Annotated in this window: 23 protein-coding genes and 1 pseudogene; 16 read left to right on the top strand and 8 right to left on the bottom strand. The window is 61.5% G+C overall.

Annotation, left to right across the window (positions count from 1 at the left end; translation table 11 throughout):
* Nucleotides 1-114: 114 nt before the first annotated feature.
* The 3 genes from MHI61_RS31365 to MHI61_RS31355 all read right to left on the bottom strand — a co-directional run bounded on the left by MHI61_RS31365 (nucleotide 115) and on the right by MHI61_RS31355 (nucleotide 1,837).
* Nucleotides 115-405: a type II toxin-antitoxin system RelE/ParE family toxin gene (locus MHI61_RS31365; protein ID WP_239793692.1), complete on the bottom strand. Its 291-nt coding sequence runs from the start codon at nucleotides 403-405 to the stop codon at nucleotides 115-117.
* A complete protein-coding gene (locus MHI61_RS31360) occupies nucleotides 393-671 on the bottom strand; it encodes a CopG family ribbon-helix-helix protein (RefSeq protein ID WP_239793691.1) in 279 nt (92 codons plus the stop codon). The genes MHI61_RS31365 and MHI61_RS31360 overlap by 13 nt, the downstream gene beginning before the upstream one ends.
* A 95-nt stretch (nucleotides 672-766) precedes the next feature.
* Nucleotides 767-1,837 (bottom strand): LacI family DNA-binding transcriptional regulator, encoded by a 1,071-nt coding sequence (locus MHI61_RS31355; RefSeq protein WP_239793690.1) that lies wholly within the window; start codon nucleotides 1,835-1,837, stop codon nucleotides 767-769.
* Between the two features lie 222 nt (nucleotides 1,838-2,059).
* Between MHI61_RS31355 and MHI61_RS31350 the strand changes: the two genes are divergently transcribed.
* The 8 genes and pseudogenes from MHI61_RS31350 (at nucleotide 2,060) to MHI61_RS31315 (ending at nucleotide 10,423) form a co-directional block, all read left to right on the top strand.
* Entirely contained in the window at nucleotides 2,060-3,013 is a 954-nt protein-coding gene (locus tag MHI61_RS31350) for a sugar phosphate isomerase/epimerase (RefSeq protein WP_239793689.1), read from the top strand.
* Between the two features lie 58 nt (nucleotides 3,014-3,071).
* Entirely contained in the window at nucleotides 3,072-4,304 is a 1,233-nt protein-coding gene (locus tag MHI61_RS31345) for an ABC transporter substrate-binding protein (RefSeq protein WP_239793688.1), read from the top strand.
* 99 nt (nucleotides 4,305-4,403) lie between these two features.
* Nucleotides 4,404-5,291: a sugar ABC transporter permease gene (locus MHI61_RS31340; RefSeq protein ID WP_239793687.1), complete on the top strand. Its 888-nt coding sequence runs from the start codon at nucleotides 4,404-4,406 to the stop codon at nucleotides 5,289-5,291.
* The gene (locus MHI61_RS31335) at nucleotides 5,291-6,175 is read left to right on the top strand and encodes a carbohydrate ABC transporter permease (protein ID WP_239793686.1); all 885 of its coding nucleotides are present in this window, start codon (nucleotides 5,291-5,293) and stop codon (nucleotides 6,173-6,175) included. The genes MHI61_RS31340 and MHI61_RS31335 overlap by 1 nt, the downstream gene beginning before the upstream one ends.
* 7 nt (nucleotides 6,176-6,182) lie before the next feature.
* Nucleotides 6,183-7,264 (top strand): annotated as a pseudogene (locus MHI61_RS31330) (ABC transporter ATP-binding protein).
* A gap of 84 nt (nucleotides 7,265-7,348) precedes the next feature.
* Complete coding sequence (locus MHI61_RS31325) at nucleotides 7,349-9,001, top strand: GMC family oxidoreductase (RefSeq protein WP_239793685.1); 1,653 nt, start codon at nucleotides 7,349-7,351, stop codon at nucleotides 8,999-9,001.
* Between the two features lie 108 nt (nucleotides 9,002-9,109).
* On the top strand, nucleotides 9,110-10,024 hold the full coding sequence (gene ppk2 / locus MHI61_RS31320; protein ID WP_239793684.1) for a polyphosphate kinase 2: 915 nt from the start codon (nucleotides 9,110-9,112) through the stop codon (nucleotides 10,022-10,024).
* 207 nt (nucleotides 10,025-10,231) lie between these two features.
* Complete coding sequence (locus tag MHI61_RS31315) at nucleotides 10,232-10,423, top strand: hypothetical protein (protein WP_239793683.1); 192 nt, start codon at nucleotides 10,232-10,234, stop codon at nucleotides 10,421-10,423.
* A 194-nt stretch (nucleotides 10,424-10,617) separates the two neighbouring features.
* Here MHI61_RS31315 and MHI61_RS31310 read toward each other — a convergent pair whose 3' ends face one another.
* The gene (locus MHI61_RS31310; RefSeq protein WP_239793682.1) at nucleotides 10,618-11,493 is read right to left on the bottom strand and encodes an aldo/keto reductase family oxidoreductase; all 876 of its coding nucleotides are present in this window, start codon (nucleotides 11,491-11,493) and stop codon (nucleotides 10,618-10,620) included.
* A gap of 97 nt (nucleotides 11,494-11,590) precedes the next feature.
* Here MHI61_RS31310 and MHI61_RS31305 point away from each other — a divergent pair, with 97 nt between their 5' ends.
* Nucleotides 11,591-12,502 carry a LysR family transcriptional regulator gene (locus tag MHI61_RS31305; RefSeq protein WP_239793681.1) on the top strand — a complete coding sequence of 304 codons (912 nt, stop codon included), beginning with the start codon at nucleotides 11,591-11,593 and terminating at the stop codon, nucleotides 12,500-12,502.
* A gap of 145 nt (nucleotides 12,503-12,647) precedes the next feature.
* Here MHI61_RS31305 and MHI61_RS31300 read toward each other — a convergent pair whose 3' ends face one another.
* Nucleotides 12,648-12,842, bottom strand: coding sequence for a hypothetical protein (locus MHI61_RS31300; RefSeq protein WP_064685076.1), 195 nt, complete (start codon nucleotides 12,840-12,842; stop codon nucleotides 12,648-12,650).
* A gap of 20 nt (nucleotides 12,843-12,862) precedes the next feature.
* A complete protein-coding gene (gene rpsU, locus MHI61_RS31295; protein WP_239793680.1) occupies nucleotides 12,863-13,099 on the bottom strand; it encodes a 30S ribosomal protein S21 in 237 nt (78 codons plus the stop codon).
* Nucleotides 13,100-13,740: 641 nt separating this feature from the next.
* Here rpsU and MHI61_RS31290 point away from each other — a divergent pair.
* A complete protein-coding gene (locus MHI61_RS31290) occupies nucleotides 13,741-14,457 on the top strand; it encodes an Ig-like domain-containing protein (protein WP_239793679.1) in 717 nt (238 codons plus the stop codon).
* 167 nt (nucleotides 14,458-14,624) lie between these two features.
* On the top strand, nucleotides 14,625-14,813 hold the full coding sequence (locus MHI61_RS31285; protein WP_064685074.1) for a hypothetical protein: 189 nt from the start codon (nucleotides 14,625-14,627) through the stop codon (nucleotides 14,811-14,813).
* Nucleotides 14,814-15,048: 235 nt separating this feature from the next.
* On the opposite strand, the gene MHI61_RS31280 is transcribed toward MHI61_RS31285, so the two are convergent.
* Nucleotides 15,049-15,687, bottom strand: a complete 639-nt coding sequence (locus tag MHI61_RS31280) for a TetR/AcrR family transcriptional regulator (protein WP_239793678.1) — start codon at nucleotides 15,685-15,687, stop codon at nucleotides 15,049-15,051.
* A gap of 279 nt (nucleotides 15,688-15,966) precedes the next feature.
* Between MHI61_RS31280 and MHI61_RS31275 the strand changes: the two genes are divergently transcribed.
* From MHI61_RS31275 to MHI61_RS31255, 5 genes are all read left to right on the top strand, one after another.
* A complete protein-coding gene (locus MHI61_RS31275; RefSeq protein ID WP_239793677.1) occupies nucleotides 15,967-16,530 on the top strand; it encodes a TRAP transporter small permease in 564 nt (187 codons plus the stop codon).
* Nucleotides 16,531-16,540: 10 nt separating this feature from the next.
* Complete coding sequence (locus tag MHI61_RS31270; protein ID WP_239793676.1) at nucleotides 16,541-17,821, top strand: TRAP transporter large permease subunit; 1,281 nt, start codon at nucleotides 16,541-16,543, stop codon at nucleotides 17,819-17,821.
* Between the two features lie 69 nt (nucleotides 17,822-17,890).
* On the top strand, nucleotides 17,891-18,907 hold the full coding sequence (locus tag MHI61_RS31265) for a TRAP transporter substrate-binding protein (RefSeq protein WP_097580809.1): 1,017 nt from the start codon (nucleotides 17,891-17,893) through the stop codon (nucleotides 18,905-18,907).
* 64 nt (nucleotides 18,908-18,971) lie between these two features.
* The gene (locus MHI61_RS31260) at nucleotides 18,972-19,832 is read left to right on the top strand and encodes a shikimate dehydrogenase (RefSeq protein WP_239793675.1); all 861 of its coding nucleotides are present in this window, start codon (nucleotides 18,972-18,974) and stop codon (nucleotides 19,830-19,832) included.
* Nucleotides 19,833-19,855: 23 nt separating this feature from the next.
* Nucleotides 19,856-21,745 (top strand): sugar phosphate isomerase/epimerase and 4-hydroxyphenylpyruvate domain-containing protein, encoded by a 1,890-nt coding sequence (locus MHI61_RS31255; protein WP_239793674.1) that lies wholly within the window; start codon nucleotides 19,856-19,858, stop codon nucleotides 21,743-21,745.
* A gap of 114 nt (nucleotides 21,746-21,859) precedes the next feature.
* Here MHI61_RS31255 and MHI61_RS31250 read toward each other — a convergent pair whose 3' ends face one another.
* Nucleotides 21,860-22,624, bottom strand: a complete 765-nt coding sequence (locus MHI61_RS31250) for an SDR family NAD(P)-dependent oxidoreductase (protein ID WP_239793673.1) — start codon at nucleotides 22,622-22,624, stop codon at nucleotides 21,860-21,862.
* Nucleotides 22,625-22,644: the final 20 nt, after the last annotated feature.

Below are 22,644 nucleotides of genomic sequence, written 5' to 3'. Positions count from 1 at the left end.
CGACTGATGGGGTCAGACGAAGTTTTGATGGAGTGCAATCGGTCCTGCACGAACTTGTCGCTGAACGCTTGTGAGTTTCCCTGGGCGACAGGCGTGGAACCCTCGGAATCCTGATCAGAACCCTGCTTCCTTCTGGTGCCGGACGGCAAGGACCGTCAAGATGTCGCCATCTACACGATAACGCGCGACGTATCCGCTCTCTCCGAAATCGATGAGCCATTCCCGGTATTGCTCGGGCAGGTCTTCGATAAGGCGTCCCATATGGGGATGCGCGGCGAGGAGGCTCACGCCTTTGAGAATGGTTTCGCCTGCCCGCCTGGCGACCGACGGGTTTTTCGGCCGTAGGAACTCCCGGAGCCGCTCGAGGTCGCGGATTGCAGCCGGGGAGAAGATTACTTGTGGCATTCTGGGGCGGACAACTCGTCGTCAGTTCCCCAGGTCGAAAGCCACTTTTCGACCTGGGCGCCGGTGACGTGCAGTCCCGTCGCTTCAAATTCATTCCAGGCGTCTAGCGTCTCCTGCCGCAGCGCCTCGCGCCTCTCCTCTCGCTCGACATATTGCGCAATGGCTTCGCGCATGATCCAGTGGGACGAACGGCGGCGCGCCTCGGCCAATTGTTGGACGCGGCCCTTCAGCTCGTCATCGAGCTTGAGCGAGGTCGGCGATGCCATGAGGCCTCCTTAGTCAGAGGTAATACCCAACGCTAATTTAGGCTTTCTCGCTGTATTTGTCCACGAATGAATTCAATGATGCAGTTGGGGCATCGTCAAGCCTTCGGAGGGGCGATGCTCTCCCGCAGGATAAGCTTGCTGCTGATGACGGTGCGCATCGCCACCGCATTTTGCGTCTGTCCGAGGGCGTCGAGCAGGAGCTCCACGGCAGCGCGCCCCATCTCTTCCACCGGCTGCTCGATCGTCGAGAGCGGTGGCGAGCAGAATTCGCAGACCGGAGAGCCGTCGAAGGAGACGATGGAGAGGTCGTCGGGAACACTCAAGCCGGCGCGCTGAATGCGGCTCATGAATGAGATCGCCATGTCGTCGCTCGTCGCGATGACGGCTGTCGGCCTTGCCGCGAGCTTCATGAAATCATCGACCGCGCGGATGCCGATTTCGAAGCCATGCTGATATTCGAGATCGCCGCCGGATCTCGACACGGCTTCCTCGGAAAGCCCCCCCGCCCGCAGTGCTTCCAGGACGCCACCGTAACGCTCGACGTCGTGATAGTTGCCTGCGGGGCCGGCGATATAGAGGAAGCGCCGATGACCGGAACGGAGCAACTCCGTCGTCGCTTCCCGTATCGCCTCCCGGTCATTGGTCACGACGCTCGGCACTCCTGTATCGCTCATGTCGAACAGCATCGAGACGATCGGCAGCCCCAAATCCGCGGGCGAACGCCCGTCGACTTCCGGAAGTTTCGATGAAAAGATGATGGCCCCCCGAACCGTTCCGCCGAAGGCAAGATCGAGGATGTGCCGTTCGGAGACCTCCTCGCGGTCAAGATTGGCGATCATCAAATTATACCCCCGCTGGATCAGGGATTTGTTGATGCTCTGCAGGACCTGCGGAATAATCTGCGAAGCGCCATAATAGGGTGATCCGGGCAGGATGATCATGATCGTATTGGATTTGCCGACCCTCAGGCCGCGCGCCATCGCATTGGGCGTATAGCCGAGTTGCTTGGCCGCCGCATTGATCCTGACACGCGTCTTCTCGTTGACCCGTCCGGGATTGGCGAGCGCGCGGCTGACTGTCGATATCGCAACACCGGCGAGCCGCGCCACATCGGCCATCAATGCCGTTGACTGCTCCTCTCCAACCACATCCTTGTTTTTATTCACGTTTATTTCTTTCTCCGGGATGCTTCGATTTGCAACTTTAAGGCAGGCAGTAGCTTATAGCAAACGTTTGCCAAAAATCGCTTGCTTAAAAAACCAGCTCGATTATCATCTAGGAATGGCAAACGATTGCCATTTCTTAATGCGTTGAAAATCCATGACTTATTGGATGTGGAGCTGCTGTTCCGCACGCAGATGGGTCGTGCCTCGAGAAATGGATAGATTATGGCTAGTGGCGACAGGCTGCGCTTCGGCGTTGATCTCGTGACGTTCTTTCATCCCGGCTTCTGGGGCGTTGATAGCGATGATGCGGTCGTCGCCTATGCGCGCGCCGAACCGCGCGCCTTCTGGGACAAGATCCTCGACAGCGTCCAGGCCTCCGGCGTCACCGGCGTCGAACTGACCTTCTCTCCCTTCAACTGGCAGGATGCGATCAAGACCTATGGTTCGGTGGAGGCTTTCGCGGCCGAGCTGGCGAAGCGCGGCCTGACGCTCTGCAGCGGCTTCTTCGCGGAACTGGAGGCCGCGGGCGACTTTACCGACCCCGAGGCCCAGCGCGCGCTGATCGACAAGGCGGGACGTTATGCCGACTTCCTGAAGGCCTGCGGCAGCGACATCATGGTGATCGGCGCCCCGCTTCGCCAGACGCTCGGCGCCCAGCCGGTGCAGTTTTATGATTTCGACCGCGCCAAGCTGATCGCCGACTTTCTGAACCGGCTCGGCGCGACCCTCTATGCCAAGGGCGTGCGGCTGGCGCTGCATACCGAGGCGCATTCGATTTTTGCCGGCGCGCGCGACGTCGATCTGATGATGCTTCTGACCGACCCCGCCTATGTGCATCTGTGCCCGGACACCGCCCATATCATCGTTGCCGGCTCCGATCCCGTCCAGCTCGTCGATCGTCATCACGAGCGGATGATCATCGCCCATTGGAAGGATGCGATCGGCCCCATGCCCGCCGACACCCCGATCGACAAACACATTCACGATCGCCACCGCCCCTATTTCTGCGGCTTCGGCCTCGGGCGGGTCGACTGGCCGGCCTGGATCCGGCTGCTGCGCGACCGGGCCTATGAAGGCTGGGCGATCCTCGAACTCGATGCCGCGCCGGATCCCGTCCGCGACATCGCCAACGGGCTGACGCTCGTCCGGCAGGCGCTCCTGCCGATCTATCGCTGACTATCATTCCGAAGACGACGAACGCCCCGCCAAGAGGGTATTTTCAAGAGGTGGAACAATGAAGACCATGATCAAGCTCTTTCTTGCCGGCGTGGCAGTCGCCGGTCTTTTCGCCGCGGCCCATGCCGAGGACAAGCCGACGATCGAGATGATGTCGTCCTGGACGTCGGGCGGCGAAGCCGCGGCCCTCAATGTCATCAGAAGCGAATTCGAAAAGCGCGGCGGCGTCTGGAAGGATTCCTCGATCGCCGGGTTCGGCGCGGCCGATGCGGCCTTCCAGAACCGGATCGTCGCCGGCGATGCGCCGGGCGCCAAACAGGGCGTCATCGGCCTTGCAGCTGCGGATTTCGTCAGCCAGGGCCTGTTCAATCCGATCGACGACGTCGCGGCCGCCGGCAAATGGGCCGACGTCCTGCCGAAATCGATCTACGATCTCATTTCCTATGACGGCAAGGTCTATCTCTCGCCGACCGGCGCCCATGGCGAAAGCTGGGTTTTCTATTCCAAGGAAGCCTTCGGAAAGGCCGGCATCGCAGAGGAGCCCAAGAGCTGGGACGAATTCTTCGCTGACCTCGACAAGCTGAAGGCCGCCGGCATTGTTCCGGTCGCCTGGGGCGGGCAGCCCTGGCAGCAGACCAAGGTCTTCAACATGATCCTGCTGTCGCAGGTCGGGATCGACGGTTTCCTAAAGATCTATGTCGAGAAGGACAAGAACGAGGCTTCCGTCGAGGGCGTAAAGAAGACCCTCGAAATCCTTGGCAAGCTGCGCGCTTATGTCGATGCGGGGGCCGCCGGCCGCAACTGGAACGACGCGACAGCCATGCTGATTACCGCCAAGGCCGGCGTTCAGTTCATGGGCGATTGGGCCAAGGGCGAGTTCACCGTTGCCGGCAAGGAGCCGGGCAAGGACTATGGCTGCATGATCGTGCCGGGGTCGAACGGCATGGTCTACATCGCCGACTCTCTGTGGTTCCCGAAGACCGGCAATGCCGCGACCGACAAGGCGCAGAAACTTCTCGCCGAGGTCGTCATGGATCCGGCCATCCAGGTCGAGTTCGCGCTGAAGAAGGGCGCGGTGCCCATGCGCACCGACGTTGACAAGTCGAAGCTCGATGTCTGTGCCCGGAAGGGCGCGGAGCTGATGGCTGCGGGCGCGATCGTGCCGGACCAGGCGATTGTGCTGACGCCCCAGCAGGTCGGCGCGCTCGACGACTACGTCGACGAATTTTGGAGCGGCGGTTCGAACGACGCGGCCTCCGCGGCGGAGAATTTCTTCGCCATTTTCGAATAGGATAGCGCCGTGGCGTCGGTCTGATCCGACGCCACGGCTGCTGGCCGCCGCGATTGTGCAGCGGCGGCTTGCCCCTTTCATCTGTCGACGAGCTCGCCGATGTCCTTCAAACGAAAGCCTGACCTTTCCGCCACCATCGCCCTGCTGCCGACATGGTTCGTCGCGGTGGTGGTCTTCATCGGCACGATGGCGTGGTCGATCCGCCTGTCCTTCACCAATTCCACGCTCTTTCCCTCCTCGACCTATGTCGGGTTTGCGCAATATTCGAAGCTCTTTTCTTCCGCCAAATGGCTCGCGTCGCTGCAGAACGTGCTGATCTTCGGCGTCCTTTACGTCGCAGGCTGTCTGCTGCTCGGCTTTCTGCTCGCCGCCGCACTCGACCGCAAGATCCGCTTCGAAAGCGCCTTCAGGACTATATTCCTTTATCCCTACGCCATGTCCTTCGTGGTGACCGGGCTGATCTGGCAATGGATGCTCAATCCGACGCTCGGCATCCAGGCGAGCGTGCGGTCGCTCGGCTGGGAAAGCTTCGTCCTCGACTGGGTGGTCAATCGCGACATGGCAATCTACGCGCTGGTGCTCGCCGGCGTCTGGCAGGGCGCGGGGCTGGTCATGGTCATTGCGCTTGCCGGCATGCGCGGCATCGAGGCCGAACAATGGAAGGCGGCGCGCATCGACGGCATTCCCGTCTGGCGGATCTACGTGTCGATCATCCTGCCACAGCTCGGGCCGGCGCTGGCGGCGGCCGGCATGCTGCTCGCCATGGGCGTGATCAAGACCTACGACATCGTCGTCGCCATGACCAATGGCGGCCCCGGCAATGCGACTGAGGTGCCGGCGAAATTCATCATGGACAATCTGTTCGGGCGCCAGAACCTCGGCCTCGCCACGGCAGGTGCCGCAGTGCTTGTGCTCGGCGTCATCATCGCGGTCGCTCCGTTCCGCTACGTGATGCACATGCGTGCCAGAGCGAAGGGAGCCGCGTGATGGCTGATCTCCATCCAAACGGCCCGAAGCCGGCCCGCCTCACGACCGGGCGCATCGGCCTCTATGCCTTCCTGGTCGCCGCTGCGCTGTTTTTCCTTCTGCCGCTCTACACCATGGTCGTCACCTCGCTGAAATCGATGGACGAAATCCGGCTCGGGCAGATCTTCGCTTTGCCTGCGACGCTGGACTTCTCCGCCTGGACGACCGCCTGGTCGGGTGCCTGCATGGGAACCGTCTGTGTCGGTATTCGCAGCGGCTTCTGGAATTCGGTGGCGATCACCGTTCCCGCGGTCGCGCTCTCGGTCTTCATCGGCGCCGTCAACGGCTATGCGCTGTCGCTCTGGCGGCCGCGCGGGGCAAACCTGCTCTTCGGCCTGCTGATGGCCGGTGGCCTCATCCCCTACCAGATCTTCCTCTATCCAATGGTCCGCTCCATGGCGAATATCGGCCTCTACAATTCGCTCGCCGGCATCATTCTCGTCCATGTCATCTTCGGCCTGCCGCTGGTGACCCTGCTCTTCCGCAACTATTTCGTCAGCGTGCCGGAGGAGCTCTGCAAGGCGGCGCGCGTCGATGGCGCCGGCTTCTGGCGCATCTTTTTCGAGATCATGCTGCCGATCGCCGTGCCGATGGTCGTCGTGGTCTCCATGCTGCAGTTCACTGGCATTTGGAACGACTTCCTGCTCGGGCTCGTCTTCGCCGGCCGCGACAATCTGCCGATGACCGTCCAGCTCAACAATATCGTCAACACCACGATGGGCGAGCGGACCTACAATGTGAACATGGCGGCGACGATCCTGACCGCCATCGTCCCGCTTGCCATTTATTTCCTGTCCGGCCGCTGGTTCGTGCGCGGCATCGCCGCCGGCGCAGTCAAGGGGTAACGCTTCCATGCAATCCGCCGTCTCCGTCAAGGATCTGAAGATCGCCTATGGCCACCATACGGTGATCGAAAAATGTCGATCAATATTGCACCGCGGGAGTTCCTGGTGCTGCTCGGCCCTTCCGGCTGCGGCAAGTCCACGCTTTTGAACGCCATTGCCGGCCTTCAGGACATTACGTTAGGCGAGATCTGGATATCGGGTCGGAACGTCAGCTGGGAGGAGCCGAAGGACCGCGGCATCGGCATGGTCTTCCAGTCTTATGCGCTCTACCCGCGCATGTCGGTCCGCAAGAACCTTTCCTTCGGGCTTCGCGTCGCCGGCCTGCCGAGGGCCGAGATCGAGGCGCGTGTTGCCCGCACGGCTGCCCTTCTCCATCTCGACACGCTGCTTGACAGACGCCCTGCCGAGCTCTCCGGCGGCCAGCGCCAGCGCGTCGCCATCGGCCGGGCGCTGGTGCGCGAAGTCGATGTCTTCCTCTTCGATGAACCGCTGTCGAACCTCGACGCCAAGCTGCGCAACGAATTGCGCGTCGAGATCAAGAAGCTGCATCAGCGCCTCGGCAACACCATGATCTATGTGACCCATGACCAGGTCGAGGCCCTGACCCTTGCCGACCGCATCGCCATCATGCGCGACGGCGTGATCCAGCAGCTTGCCTCGCCAGCCGAGATCTATCGCCGCCCGACCAATCTCTTCGTTGCCGGTTTCATCGGCGCGCCGGCGATGAACTTCGTCGAGGGCCGGATCGAGCGGGGCGACGGCGCGCCGGTCTTTCGGAGCAAGGGGCTTGCCGTCGATCTCTCCGGTTATTCCTTTCAAGCAGCTGCGGCGGAAGGACCGGCAACGCTCGGCTTTCGCCCTGAGCATCTCGTGCTCGACGGGGCGGCAGGTAGTCTGCCCACCATTACCGGCCGTGTTTCCGTCGTCGAACCGATGGGGTCCGATGCGGTCGTCTGGTTCGACTGGACCGATCAAAGTCTCTCGCTCAGGCTGATGGGCGACGTCACCCTGCAGCCGGGTGACGCCGTGGCCCCCGGGTTCGATATCGCCAAGGCGTCGCTCTTCGGCGCCGACGGATCGCGGCTCTGATGCGCCGCCCCGTTGTTTTCTCGCAATCGCCGGCGCGTTACGCGCCGTTTTGAGCAATTGCTCCAGGACAGGATTTGGAAGGACATGTCTGAGATCGTCTATGATGCGCTGGTGATCGGCTCCGGCGCGGCGGGTTCCTTCGCGGTCAAAGAACTGACGGCATTGGGACTGTCGGTGCTGCTGCTGGAGGCCGGTCCTGCCGTCAGCCTTAGGGATTTCGACCCGGCGCGCAAGAAAGAGCCGGCCAGCAGCATCAATATCTGGGAGCGTGCGCGTGCCACGATCAAGGGGCAGCCGATCCAGGCGCGCGCCGCCTTCTTCACCGAGCGCTTCAGCCACTTCTTCGTCAACGACCGCAAGAACCCCTATACGACGCCTAAGGGCGAGCCTTTCCTGTGGATCCGCGGCCGCCAGGGCGGCGGGCGTCTGCACAGTTTCGGCCGCGTGCTGCTGCGCTGGACCGACGACGATTTCAAGATCCGGTCGCGCTCTGGAAAGGGCGTCGACTGGCCGGTCTCCTTTGACGAGCTCACGCCGTTCTACGACGAAGTGGAGTCCTATCTCGGGCTCTACGGCAACAAGGACGATGTGCCGACGCTGCCGGACGGGATCTATGCCAAACCGGCGGGTCTGACGCCCGCCGAACAGATCTTCAAGCAAGCCGTGGAACGCCGTTGGCCGGAGAGGCGCGTCGTTTCCTGGCGCTACATCGCGCCGGACGCCGAACGCATGCCGCGGCCGCTTAAGGATGCCAAGGCCACCGGCCGGCTGAAGGTTCGCTACGACGCCGTCGTCCGCCGCATCACGACGGATGAGAAAACCGGCCGCGCCACCGGCGCGGAATTCATCGACCGCCATACGGGTGAGATATCGACGGCTCGTGCCGCGACGGTCGTGCTGTCGGCCTCGCCGATCGAGAGCGTGCGGCTGCTCCTCAATTCGGCCTCGGCAAGACATCCCGACGGGCTTGGGAACAGCTCGGGCGTCCTCGGCCGCTATTTCATGGATCAGCTTCCCTGCCTCGCCTTCGGTTCCTTTTCGAAGGCGAAAGGCTGGGCGCCCGACGAATCCGCCCCGATCGACCCGTTCTACAATCCCTCGGGCGGGATCTTCATCCCCCGTTTCGGCGAGGGTGACGCGGCCCGCGGCGATTTCGACTACCAGGGCAGCGTCGGCCGGGCGCCGGTCTCCGGGGACACCGATGCGCGTCTCGCCTTCTTCGGCTTCGGCCGCATGCTGCCTTATGCCGACAACCGCATCACCCTCGATGCCAGGCGCAGGGACGCCTGGAACATTCCCGTGCCGCATATCCGCTGCGTCATGCAGGCGGAGGAGCAGGCGCTGCTTCGCCGGCAGGAGGAAACGCTGATCGCCATGGTGAGCGAAGTCGGCGGCAAGCTCGAATTCATCGGCTCGCCGACCGGCCTCAAGGAGATGGGCAGGGGCGCCTTTCCCGATGCGGACGTCTTTAGCCGCTTCATGTTCCGCACATGGTTCCGCAAGACCATGTGCATGGGCGCGGCCATCCATGAAACCGGCGGTGCGCGCATGGGTGAAAGCCAGGAGGCGTCGGTGCTCAATTCCTATAACCAGGTCTGGGATGCTCCGAACCTGATCGTCACCGACGCCAGCGCTTTCCCGGGCAGCGGCATCGCCGGCACGACGCTCACCGTCATGGCCCTGACGATCCGCGCCTGCCGAAACCTTGTCGACCGATATCGCGCGGGGCAGCTCTAAGCTGCGTTTGGAACGAGAGACGCGGGTAACCGTTTCAGCTCGATCAGTGGTCGTCATATAAGCTTCGCACTGACATGCTCCTGTCAAAACAGCAGGAAGGAAAAAACCATGGCTCAAACACCGCAGGACCAACTCGACCGGATAAAGGCCGAAATCGCAGACAGCTTCGATGAGGAGCTGGAAATGCAGATGGAGGAAGACCGGCTGGACGACCTGGTCGCCGAGGGAATGTCGGAACCGGCCGAGCAGACGCTCGAGCGAAAGATCTACTTCCGCGAACTCTTCCGGCTGCAGCACGAACTGGTGCGGCTGCAGGATTGGGTCCAGCACAAGAAGCTGAAGGTCGTCGTGCTCTTCGAAGGCCGGGATTCGGCCGGCAAGGGCGGCGCGATCAAGCGCGTTACCCAGAGGCTCAATCCGCGCGTCTGCCGCACCGTCGCACTGCCCGCCCCGACCGAGCGTGAGCGCCATCAATGGTATTTCCAGCGTTACGTTCCGCACCTTCCCACAGCCGGCGAGATCGTGCTCTTCGACCGCAGCTGGTACAACCGCGCCGGCGTCGAGCGCGTGATGGGGTTCTGCACGCCGGATGAACTCGAGGAGTTCTTCCGCTCGGTGCCGGAATTCGAACGCATGCTCGTCCGCTCCGGCATCGTGCTGGTCAAATACTGGTTCTCGATCACCGACGAGGAGCAGGAATTCCGCTTCACGATGCGTATCCACGATCCGCTGAAGCAGTGGAAGCTTTCACCGATGGATATGGAAAGCCGTGTCCATTGGGAGGAATATACCAAGGCCAAGGAAGAAATGCTGGCGCGCACCCACACCAAGGAAGCGCCTTGGTGGGTGGTGCAGGCCGTGGACAAGAAACGGGCGCGGCTGAACTGCATCGCCCATCTTCTCGAGCAGATTCCCTATGAGGATGTCCCGAAACCCGAGATACAGCTGCCGGATCGTATCCGCCATGAAGATTACATCAGGGCGCCGGTCCCCGCTGAAATGTACGTGCCGGAGCGCTATTGAAGGCATAGCGGCCAAAGGTTGGCTGCCGCTGCATTGTAGTCAGGGACCAAATGGTCCCTGCTGTATATCCGCGAGGCACACTAGGCGTGCCAACCATGCGCTCTCCGCGCATAAATTGCCGAAGTGACCTTGATGCCTCTCCTGATTGCTCTAGCATTGCTGTGGTGAGACAAGGACGACGCTCATTTTGGCGACAGGAGGTCAATCATGACACGCCGCTCGAAACTGATTGTCCAGGAGGTCGCGTTGTCGGCCGTCTTGGCGGCCGTCACCGTGATCGGCATTCCCAAGCTGACCGATCCGAATGCGGCCGCCAATTATCCCTTGGCGATCGGGGTTTTCCTGATGATGTCAGCGGCCTTCGTGGCCTATGAACTTATCACCGGGAAATCGTCCTGATGATCAAGCGGCTTGCCGAGCCAGGTTCTTTCAGAAGCGTCTTGAAGTTTTGACCTGACCGGACAGGGACCGCGATCAGTCGGCCTGCCGAAACACCGATCTGCGGTCCGGCGCCTTGAGGCATTTTGATCGCAATGGCCGCTGGCCGCGCCAGAGCGTGGCGGCCAGCCGCCCGTCCGGCCATTCTAATGCCGTCAGGCAGCGATATCGGCCATGCGGTTCAATTCCTCGATGGCCTCATCGGGCAGTACGAGGCTGGCAGCGGCGAGATTTTCCCTGAGGTGGTCGAGCGACGACGTGCCTGGGATCAGCAGGATATTGGGCGCGCGATGCAGCAGCCAGGCGAGCGCCACCTGCATCGGGGTAGCGCTGAGGCGCGCGGCGACCTTGGAGAGGGTGGACGACTGCAGCGGCGTAAACCCACCGAGCGGGAAGAACGGCACATAGGTGGTGCCCTTACGGGCGAGCGCGTCGATGAGCGGATCGTCGGCCCGATGCGCCAGATTGTACTGGTTTTGCACGCAGACGATGTCGGTGATCCCGCGGCCTTCGGCGACCTGGCGCGAGGTGGCATTGCTCAAGCCGACGTGGCGGACGAGACCCTGCCGCTGGAGATCGGCAAGCACCGTCAGAGGTGCTTCTATCGACCCTTCGGCCGGGCCATGCACGTCGAACATGATCCTGAGGTTGACGACGTCAAGCACGTCAAGGCCGAGATTACGCAGATTGTCATGTACGGCCTCGGTCAGCTCATCGCGCGAGAAAGCCGGAATCCAGGACCCGTCCGTGCCGCGCCTGGCGCCGACCTTGGTGACGATGACGAGATCATCGCGATAGGGGTGGAGGGCTTCACGGATGATCTGGTTGGTGACGTGCGGACCGTAGAAATCGCTGGTGTCGATGTGATTGACACCGCTTGCGACCGCCTCGCGCAGCACCGCAAGCGCGGCGCCGTGATCCCTGGGCGGGCCGAACACGCCAGGCCCCGCGAGCTGCATGGCGCCATAGCCAAGTCGCTTCACGTTGTGGTCGCCGAGATTGAAGCTGCCGGCCTGATCGATAATGGACATCATTTCACTCCTTTCAAGAGGTGAGGCCAAGACTACGCCTTGGCGGAGCGTGTGATAATCGGGTACAATCCGTACAGGCCGTGCGGAGTGGCGAACAGTGAAAACAGATTTGAGCGATCTCAATGCCTTTGTCGCCGTGGCGCGGGCCGGCGGTTTTCGCGAGGCGGCGCGGGCCAGCGGCAGCAGCGCCTCTTTTCTCAGCGAAGCGGTGCGTCGCCTCGAGGCTGAGCTCGGGGTCAGACTGCTCAACCGCACGACGCGGAGCGTCGTTCCAACCGAAGCGGGCAAAGGCCTGCTGGAACGGCTTGGCCCTGCTTTGACGGAGGTGGAGGCCGCGCTCGACGTGGTCAACCGATTTCGCGACAGGCCGGCCGGTTCTCTGCGGCTCAACGTGCCGGTCAGCGCGGCGCGCCTGGTGCTGCCAGCCATCGTTCCGCCATTCCTCGCCGCTTATCCCGATATCCGCCTCGAGATCGTCGCCGAGGAGAGCTTCGTCGACGTGCTTGCTGCCGGATGCGATGCCGGCATCCGTTACGACGAGCGGCTGGAGCAGGATATGATCGCAATAGCGATCGGGCCGCGCCGGCAGCGCTTTGCCACTGCCGCGTCCCCCGACTATCTCGACCGCCATGGCCGGCCGCAACATCCGAGCGAACTCCTCGACCATGCCTGTCTACTGGGCCGTTTTGATAGCGGTGCGCTGACGACGCCCTGGGAATATGAGCGGGACGGCGAAGTGGTACGGGTCGAACCGTCAGGACCATTGATCGTCAAGGTCGGCGGGGCGACCGATCTGTCTGTCGACGCCGCCATAGCGGGCACGGGCGTGATCAGCATTTTCGAAGACTGGCTGCGCCCGTATTTTGACAGTGGCGTTCTCGAGCCCATTCTCGAACCCTGGTGGCAGCGCTTTTCCGGGCCGTTTCTCTATTATCCCGGACGGCGCCTGGTGCCGGCACCGCTCCGCGCCTTCATCGATTTCGTCAAGGCGTCAGCTAACCCGGCTTGAACGAAGTTGCAGTGCCGGTATCGCTTCGAGAACGGAACGCTGCAGATCCGGGGTTCCGATATCCGGGGAATATCGAAACCCCTTGGGAGGGCGGTCGTCGGCCACACCGGAGAGATCCTTCTGCGCCGTCGTCACCATTCGTTCCTCAATGCACGCTTGGAGTTTCCATGACCATTGCGAAGTCTTCTGCGACCAGTTCGCTGACAGCGATGAGGATTTCCTCCCGTGAAAAGCCCGATGTCAGCGCACGCTGGATCAGGTCCTGCAGATCCGGCTCGACCACATCACGGCAATCCTCGAGGCGTTCTTCTGAAATGGCAAGGCTATTCAATTCGTCCATTGTCTATCCTTTCGGGAAAGCTATTGACGCGCTACTGCCTGCTTCCGCCCGGCCAGCAGTCCTTCGCGCTGCATCTTCTTGCGTGCGGCCTTGCGCTGCCGGCTGATCGCCTGGGCTTTTTCTCTGACGCGGCGTTCGGACGGCTTCTCATAGGCGCGCCGCTCCTTCATTTCGCGGAACAGTCCTTCGCGCTGCATTTTCTTTTTCAAGGCCCTCAGGGCTTGATCGACGTTGTTGTCTCTGACGAGTACCTGCATTCGCATTCTCCTTGTTTGGATGGTGGGCCGATCTCCGTCAGCCGTGTTGTCAGGCGATCAGACCTGCATTCATGGCGGCTAAAGAGGCAAATGCCCTTCACGCTCCAGCAGTTTGGGACAGCATCGCGACCCTTGCGCCGGCTGATCAACGACCGCCGCCATAGTCGCCATATTTCATGGGTTCAAAAGGAAATCCTCTGACGGCCGTAGCCGGAATCATCTTGCTGCTGGGATTGCCCAAGGGCCGCCCGGATGGCGCATGCCGCCGATCCATTTGCGTTCATTCCCGTGTCGGCACTGCTTGAGTGTCCGGTGAGATCGGCTGCGGCTCTAAGTAGGTGCCGGTGTCAAGGATTGCAACGGTGTGCAGCCGGGATAGAAGCAGCGTCAGAAGAGCACGGCCGCAACATAGTCACGGGCCAGGTTCCTTCAAGTTTACCGGGTGTAAATTGGTCGAAATTGCTTCAAATTTGATTGATGCAGATAACGTATTGGTCGCTTCATAGACATCACTGCACGTTATGGGTGAATGTTAACCTTGCGTTAAATACCCCATTGACTTGCAGTATTAATAAGTTGTTAAAGAAGCCGCTCGCTAAGGTCAAAATGACCCACCGAAAAAACAATTTTAGGAGAAACTAATGGCTTCCCCAATTCACGCAACTGATGATAGTGCAACTTTTGCAGAAACCGACGTAATTTCCGGAAATCTTCTGTCCAACGATTCCTCCGACAACGGCCACCTGTTCCTGCGCGCCTTCGACCAGCAGACGGTCGGCGCCAAGCAGGCCGGTCAGGTCACCACGATCCAGGGTGACTACGGCACGTTCTTCGTCAAGGCCGACGGCAGCTACACCTATGTGCTGAGCGATGCTGCCAAGATCGGTTTCGCCAACGGTGAGACGCTGGTCGAAAAGGTTTCCTACAAGATCTCCGACGGCTCCGGTCACACCGATATGGGCCTGTTCACCCTGAACATCCAGGGCGTGACCCAGATCAAGCCGGTCGCGGTCGATGACACCTACAGCTTCACCGAAGGCCAGCCCATCGGCGGCAACGTTCTGGACAACGACATTGCCGGCGACAACGGCAAGATGTTCCTGCGCCAGTTCCTGAGCACTAAGGTAGACGCTGCTGCCGACGCCGTAACCGACGTTGCCGGCACGTATGGCACGTTCCATGTCAAGTCGGATGGCACGTTCACCTACGATCTGACGGCCGATCTGGATGCAGGCGTGACCTACACGGAAGTTCTCCGCTACTACAAGATCTCCGACGGCGAAGGTAATACGGACACTGCCAAGGTGACGCTCAACATCATCGGCACGGACGCTCATCCCGACGGCGTCGGTGTTTGATCCGCAGCAATAGATCAGTAAGACAAGACGCCCGCCGCGCCATCGGCGGGCGTTTTTGCATCCGCGTTGCTAATACGTGCTTCCTGGATATAGTTGCTCGTAATCCTTTTTAGCTAGTTCTTATAAAATCCTCAGGGGCGTAGTCTTGTTGTTCGGAGGACACGCCGTTGACCGAACACATCGAACCCAGGCAAATCGAAACGGACGATCTGACGAAAGTCTGGTCCGTCACGGAATTCTGCGCTCGTCACTATATAGATGCCGAGGAACAAGCGATGCTGCTCAAACTTTTCGGGCCCTTCGCGACAGCCTGCGAGCTGCTGCACAATGCCAGACGTGCACAGCGATTCAGATGATGTCTGTTGTTCTTCCCTCGCTCTTCTTTGCGGAAGAATGGCGGCTCCAACATATGCCCGAGGCTAGGATCTGACCGTGCGTTCGCGGGCGACTGCCTAATGTCGCAGTGTCCCCTGCGCGTCTGAACAGACGCGCAGCGCCAAGCCACCTTCGGCCGACGGTTGGCGCCGGCGCCGAGTTCGAAATCACCCTGCCCGTGCCATCGCCGCGCAGTTGAGGTGGAGCCTCCTGCCCTCAGCTTTTCAGATAGCTGACGACAGCGTCGGCAATCATGCCGCGATGGCGTTCGATGGTATCGCAGTCCGAGAGATTGCGCCTGAAGATAGTGCCGAACGTATAACGGTTGGACACGCGGAAGAAGCAGAAGGCGCTGATCATCATATGGATGTCGATCGGGTCGGCCTTGCGCCGGAAGATGCCCTGGTCGAAGCCGCGCTCCAATATGCCGGCGATGGTTTCGATAACCGAAACGTTGAGATCGCGGATCGCCTCCGAGCGAAGCATGTGTGCGGCATGATGAATATTCTCGATGCTGACGAGGCGGACGAAATCCGGATTGGCCTCGTCGTGGTCGAAGGTCGTCGAGATCAGCGTCCGCAGCGCCTCTTCCGGTTCGAGATTGGACAGATGCAGATCGGATTCCAGCGAGCGGATCTTGCGATAGGACTGCTCCAGGACGGCAAGATAGAGTCCCTCCTTGCTGCCGAAATAATAATAAATCATCCGTTTCGAGGTGCGCGTCTTCTCGGCAATCGAGTCGACGCGGGCGCCGGCGAGGCCATGGGTCGAGAATTCATGAGTTGCGACGAGGAGGATGTCTTCCTTCGTCTGCTCCGGATCATTCTTCCGGCCGTTTTCGCCCCGTTCCGCCATGGACCTCGCTACCGCACTTTCTAATCTACTGTTTTATATCTCGAATTTCGGTCTTCGGCTTCAGTGGAAGCATGCGTTTCTGTTTCCGATGACCCGTCAGTCTTATTCACGTTGACGACATGTTTCAACAGATGCCGCTTGACATACGAACTAGTTAGTACATTTTGAAGAGGCGACCAGTGGAGGAATTGATCGCGACGGCAATATTTCGGTCACGACGCGCCAGGCGGGTCTGACGACGGTCGGCCGACAGGGCAAGGCCACGCTTGGGAGGAGCGAATGACCCGTATTATCGATTTCTATTTCTTCGCGCTGAAGGTGACGATCGCGCTCCTGCTGGCAGCTATGGTCGTGCTGGTTTTCGGCAATGTCGTGCTCCGTTACGCCTTCAACCAGGGCATTACCTCTTCGGAGGAACTCTCGCGCATCTTTTTCGTATGGCTGACCTTCCTCGGCGCCGTCGTCGCGATGCGCGAGCACGCGCATCTCGGTGTCGATTCCCTCATCACGCGCCTCCCGAAGCCTGTCGCCAAACTTGCTGTCCTCCTCGGTTACGGCATGATGCTCGCCGCCACGTGGCTGATGATCAGCGGCAGCTGGACCCAGACGCTGATCAATCTTCATGTTTCGGCGCCGGCAACCGGTATTTCGATGGGTGCCTTCTACGGCGCCGGACTTGCCTTCGGTGTGCCGGCCTTTTTCATCCTTCTGTGGGACGCCTTCGCGATCGTCACCGACCGCATCGATGTGACGACGGCAGCGCTGGTGCGCGACAGCGAGGAAGAGGCTGCGCTCGAAGATCCCGCGCACACGGCTTTTTCCGTGCTGAAGCCGAAGCACTGAGGAGGCCGTCATGACCGTCACCATTTTCCTCGGCGCACTTCTCGGCCCCATGGCGCTCGGCGTGCCGATTGCCTTTGCCCTCATCATAACAGGCGTGGCGCTGATGATGTATCTCGGCATGTTCGATGCGCAGATCGTCGCGCAGAATGTGCTGAACGGCGCCGACAGCTTCCCGCTGATGGCCGTGCCCTTCTTCCTTCTCGCCGGTGAGGTGATGAACACCGGCGGCCTTTCGCGCCGTATCGTCAATCTCGCCATGGCCATGGTCGGTCATATCAGAGGCGGCCTCGGCTTCGTCGCGATCTTCGCGGCCTGCGTATTATCCAGCCTTTCGGGATCGGCCGTCGCCGATGCGGCCGCCCTTGGCGCCCTGCTCTTCCCGATGATGCTGAAATCGGGTCATGATCCGGCTCGCGCCGGCGGCCTGCTCGCCTCGGCCTCGATCATCGGCCCGATCATCCCGCCCTCGATCGGCTTCATCCTCTATGGCGTCATAGGCGGAGTTTCGATCACCAAGCTGTTCCTGGCCGGCATCGTCCCCGGCCTGTTGATCGCGGCTGCCCTTTGCATCACCTGGCTGATCGTAGCCCGCAAGGAACAATTCGCCCTGCCGCCGAAACAGAGCGGCGCCATGCGGATCAAGGCCTTCGTCGAAAGCATCTGGGCGCTGATGCTTCCCGTCATCATCATCGTGGGCCTGAAATTCGGCGTGTTCACGCCGACCGAAGCCGGCGTCGTGGCGGCGGTCTATTCGCTCTTCGTTTCAATGGTCGTCTATCGCGAACTGCCGCCGTCTCGGCTGTTCGAGGTCTTCGTCGCGGCCGCGAAGATCACCTCGGTGGTGATGTTCCTGGTGGCCTGCGCCGCCGTCTCGGCCTGGCTGATCACCGTCGCCGATGTGCCCGGCGAGCTTGCAAGCCTCGTCGAGCCGCTGATGGACAATCAGACGCTGCTGCTGCTTGCCATCATGGTGCTCATCATCGTCGTCGGTACGGCCATGGACATGACGCCGACGATCCTGGTGATGACGCCGGTGCTGATGCCGATCATCAAGCAGGCGGGCATCGACCCGGTCTATTTCGGCGTGCTGTTCATCATCAACAATTCGATCGGGCTGATAACGCCGCCGGTCGGCACGGTGCTCAACGTCATTTGCGGCGTTTCGAAGTTGTCGATGGAGGATCTGATGAAGGGCGTCATTCCCTTCATGATCGCCGAGCTGATCGTTCTGCTTCTGCTCGTCCTTTTCCCTGCGCTGGTGACCGCTCCGGTCGCCTGGTTCGGACACTGATGTCGCCGTGTCGGCGATGGAATCTCAACGCAGCCGGAGGGAGATCCGGCTCTATCCTGGGAGGAAAACATGCTGAATAGATTGACGAAACTGGCGCTGGGACTGGCTCTGCCCATTGCTCTCTTGGCGAACGGCCCTGCTATGGCCGAAATCCGCGAACACAGCCTCAAATTCGCTGCCGCCAACAATAAGGGCCATCCCCAGGTCATGGGCATGGAGAAGTTCGCCGAGCTGGTGAAGGAAAAGAGCGGCGGCAAGATCGAGGTCAAGTTGTTTCCGGGCGGCGTCCTCGGCGGCGACGTTCAGACCGTGTCGGCCCTGCAGGGCGGCGTCATCGAGATGACGGTGCTCAACGCCGGCATTCTCGCAAGCAACGTCAAGCAGTTCGGCGCCGTCGACCTGCCCTTCCTCTTCAACAGCGGCGAAGAGGCGGACAAGGTGATGGACGGCGCGTTCGGCACCAGTCTGATGAAACTCCTGCCCGACACCGGCCTCGTCGGCCTCGCCTATTGGGAGCTCGGTTTCCGCAACCTCACCAACAACCGTCATGCGGTCACCAAGCTCGAGGACATCAAAGGCCTGAAGATCCGCACCATCCAGTCGCCGATCCCGATCGAGCTCTTCAACAGCCTGGGCGCCAATGCAGTGCCGCTGCCCTATACGGAACTCTATACCGCGCTCGAAACAGGCACGGTCGACGGCCAGGAAAACCCAGCCGCCAACATCATCAATGCGAAGTTCTTCGAGGTGCAGAAGTACATGACGGTGACCCGTCACCAGTACAATCCGCAGATCGTGCTCATCAGCAAGAAGTTCTGGGACGGCCTGAACGACGAGGAAAGGGCGGTCTTCGAGGCGGCCGCGACGGAAGCCCGCGACTATCAGCGCAAGGTTTCCAGGGAGCTGGACGCCAAGGCGATCGAGGAAATCAAGAAGACCGGCATGGAAGTCGCCGAGCTCAGCCCCGAAGAAACGCAGAAGCTGCGTGATGCCGTCAAGCCATTGGTCGATAAGTTCGCGGCTCAGATCGGCGCCGATACCGTCACGCAGCTCTTCAAGGAGCTCGACACGGTTCGCGGCAAGTAAACAGATCAGGCCCGCGGGCGACCCCGCGGGCCCTTCCCGTCACAAGCAAGACAGGAACTGGCGCATGGCCGAGACACTCCTGAAACCATTGAAGGCCGGGCTGATCGGCTCCGGCATCCAGGCCTCGCTGACGCCTGCCATGCATATGCAGGAAGGTGCGGCGCAGGGGCTGGACTACGCCTATGAGCTGATCGACCTTACCAGGCTGAACGCGTCGCCGGCCGATCTTTCCCGGCTCATCGAGGATGCCGAGGCACGCGGTCTTGCCGGTCTCAATATCACCCATCCCTGCAAGCAGCTCGTCATTCCCCTGCTCGACGAGTTGTCGCCCGAGGCCCGGGCGCTCGGCGCCGTCAACACCGTCGTCCTGAAGGACGGCCGGCGCTTTGGCCACAACACCGACTGGTGGGGTTTTGCCGAAAGCTTTCGGCGCGGGCTGCCGCAAGCCGACCTTTCCTCCGCCGTGCAGCTTGGCGCCGGCGGGGCGGGCGTGGCGACCGCCTATGCGATCTTGACGCTCGGCCTCGAGCGGCTGACCGTCTTCGACCGCGAGCACGAGCGCGCCATCGATCTGGCCGAAACGATGTCCGCGCTCTTTCCCGGCGCGTCGATCGCTGCGGGAAGTGACCTGGAAACAGCAATGAAAGACGCATCCGGCCTGATCCATGCGACGCCGACGGGCATGGCCAAATATCCCGGCATGCCGCTTCCGCCCGAGCTTCTCGAACCACGGCATTGGGTCGCCGAGATCGTCTACTTCCCCCTGGAGACCGAGCTTCTGCGGCAAGCACGTCAGCGCCGCTGCCGGACGCTCGACGGCGGCGGCATGGCGGTTTTTCAGGCGGTCGGCGCCTTTCGCCTGATCACCGGCAGGGAGCCCGATGCCGGCCGCATGCTCGCGCATTTCAAGACGATGACGACTTAACGCGTGTCGGAAAGGACCCTGCGATGAAGACATCGATCGCGACCGTTTCATTGAGCGGCGACCTCAGCGACAAGCTGGAGGCGATCGCCAAGGCCGGCTTCGACGGGGTGGAGATTTTCGAGAATGATTTCCTGATCTTCGACGAGAGCCCGAAGGAGGTCGGTCGCATGGTGCGCGATCTCGGCATGGAGATCACGCTGTTTCAGCCGTTTCGCGATTTCGAGGGCATGCCGGAGCCGCTGCGCGGCCGCACCTTCGACCGGGCCGAACGCAAATTCGACCTCATGCAGGAGATGGGCACCGACCTGGTGCTGGTCTGCTCGAACGTATCGCCGGCCGCACTCGGCGGTCTCGACCGGGCGGCGGCGGATTTTCACGAACTGGGCGAGCGCGCCGCCAGGCGCGGTCTGCGCGTCGGCTACGAGGCACTTGCCTGGGGCCGCCACATCCACGATCACCGCGACGCCTGGGAGATCGTCCGGCGGGCCGATCATCCGAATATCGGCCTGATCCTCGACAGCTTTCATACGCTGTCGCGCAAGATCGACGTCAACTCCATCCGCTCGATCCCGAAGGAGAAGATCTTCATCATCCAGCTCGCCGATGCGCCGCTGATCGACATGGATCTGCTCTACTGGAGCCGGCACTTCCGCAACATGCCCGGCGAAGGCGACCTGCCGGTGCTCGACTTCATGAATGCCGTCGCCGCCACCGGTTATGACGGCTATCTGTCGCTGGAGATCTTCAACGACCAGTTCCGCGGCGGATCTGCCAGCGCCATTGCCGTCGACGGCCGCCGCTCGCTGATCTATCTCGGCGATCAGGTCAAGCGCCAGCAGCCGGAGAGCGTGCTGCCGGTGCCGGTGATGCCGCCGCGCGCCAAGGTCGAAGGCATCGCCTTCATCGAGTTCACCGCCGACGAGGACGAGGCGCTTGCGCTCGAAGCGCTGTTTGCAAGCCTCGGTTTCCGCAAGGCGGCCAGGCACAAGAGCAAGCGCGTCACGGTGTTTCGCCAGGGCGCCATCAATCTCGTCGTCAATACCGAACAGAAGGGCTTTGCCAGCGCTTCCTATGCCGTGCACGGCACCTCGGCCTATGCCGCCGGCCTGATGGTCGACGATGCGCAAGCGGCGTTGCATCGCGCTGTCACGCTCGGCGCCGAACGGTTCGAGCAATCGCTCGATGCCGGCGAGGTCGAGATGCCGGCCGTGCGCGGCGTCGGCGGCGGCATTCTCTATTTCCTCGACCGCAAGACCGAGCTCGGCCGCATCTGGGAGATCGAATTCGATGCGATCGAAGACGATACCGCACCGCAGCCGGCCGGGCTGCAGTCGATCGACCATATGGCGCAGACGATGAAATACGAGGAATTGCTCACCTGGCTGCTGTTCTACACCTCGCTCGTCGAGGCTGAGAAGACGCCGATGGTCGATATAATCGATCCCTCCGGCATTGTCCGCAGCCAGGTGGTCGAGAATAAAGAAGGCTCGCTGCGCATCACCATGAACGGCGCGGAAAACCGCAATACGCTCGCCGGCCGCTTCATCACTGAGACCTTCGGCTCCGGCATCCAGCATCTCGCCTTCCGGACCGACGACATTTTCGCGACTGCCGCTGCCCTTGCCGCCAATGGCTTCGTCTCGCTGGCGATCTCGCCGAATTATTTTGACGATCTTGAGGCTCGCTTCGGCCTCGACGCCGAATTCGCCGAGCGCCTCAAGGCCAACAACATCCTCTATGACCGCGACGATGCCGGCGAATATTTCCAGCTCTATAGCCCGACCTATGGCGAGGGCCTGTTCTTCGAGATCGTCGAGCGGCGCAGTTATCGCGGTTATGGTGCTGCGAACGCCATCTTCAGGATCGCCGCGCTGAGGAAGCATCTAAGGCCGGCGGGCCTGCCCCGCACCTGAAACGCGCCGTCAGGCCGAGGTTCTCAGCATAAGCGCGCCGCCGGAAAGACTGGCAGAGCAAGGCGACTCAGCATCGACGCAGAGAGGCCCCTCCCCCGAGGCCATCGTCGACGTTTATCGCGTCGTATAACCGCCATCGATGACAAGCACTTCGCCGGTGACATAGCTTGCCGCCGCCGAGCAGAGAAACAGGGCGGCGCCGGCCACCTCTTCCGGCTGTCCGACGCGTCCCATCGGGGTCATGCTGCGCCAGGTCGGGAACCAGTCGGGATTGTCGATGCCGCCGCGTGACAGGTCGGTCTCTATGTAGCCGGGGGCGATGGCATTGACGCGGATGTTCTCGGCGGCGACTTCGCTCCCCAGGCTCTTCGTCATCATATGGACCGCCGCCTTCGAGGTGTTGTAGGCGACCTGGTTCTGCGGAATGTTGGAAACGATGCCCGAGATCGAGCCGATATTGAGGATGGCGCCGCCGCCCTGGCGCCGCATGGGAGCGAGTGCGGCGCGGCAGGCGCGGAAGACGGCGTCGACATTGACGGTCAAGATCTCGCGCCAGATGGCATCGGGGAATTCACCGCTGTCGCCATGAATGGCAATGCCGGCATTGTTGACGAGGATATCGAGCCGGCCTGTCCGCGAGAGCGTCTCGGTGACGAGCGCGTCGGCGGCATCGTCTTTCATCAGGTCGGCGGCGATGAAATCGCAATCGACGCCGGCCTTGGCGAGCCGGTCTTCCGCCGCCGCGTTGCGGGTCCTTCCCGCAATGAGGACCTTGGCGCCCGCCTCGCCGAGCGCCTCGGCGATTGCAAGCCCGATGCCGCGCGTGCCACCGGTCACGAGCGCCACCTGTCCATCCAGGCGAAACCTATCGAAGATCATGTCCGTTTCCTTTTATGACT

The organism is Rhizobium sp. K102 (genome assembly GCF_022385315.1).
In the GTDB taxonomy this organism is placed as follows: Bacteria; Pseudomonadota; Alphaproteobacteria; order Rhizobiales; family Rhizobiaceae; genus Rhizobium; species Rhizobium croatiense.
Note: the sequence above shows the minus strand (reverse complement) of the source record. Positions and strands in the feature narration are given on the sequence as shown.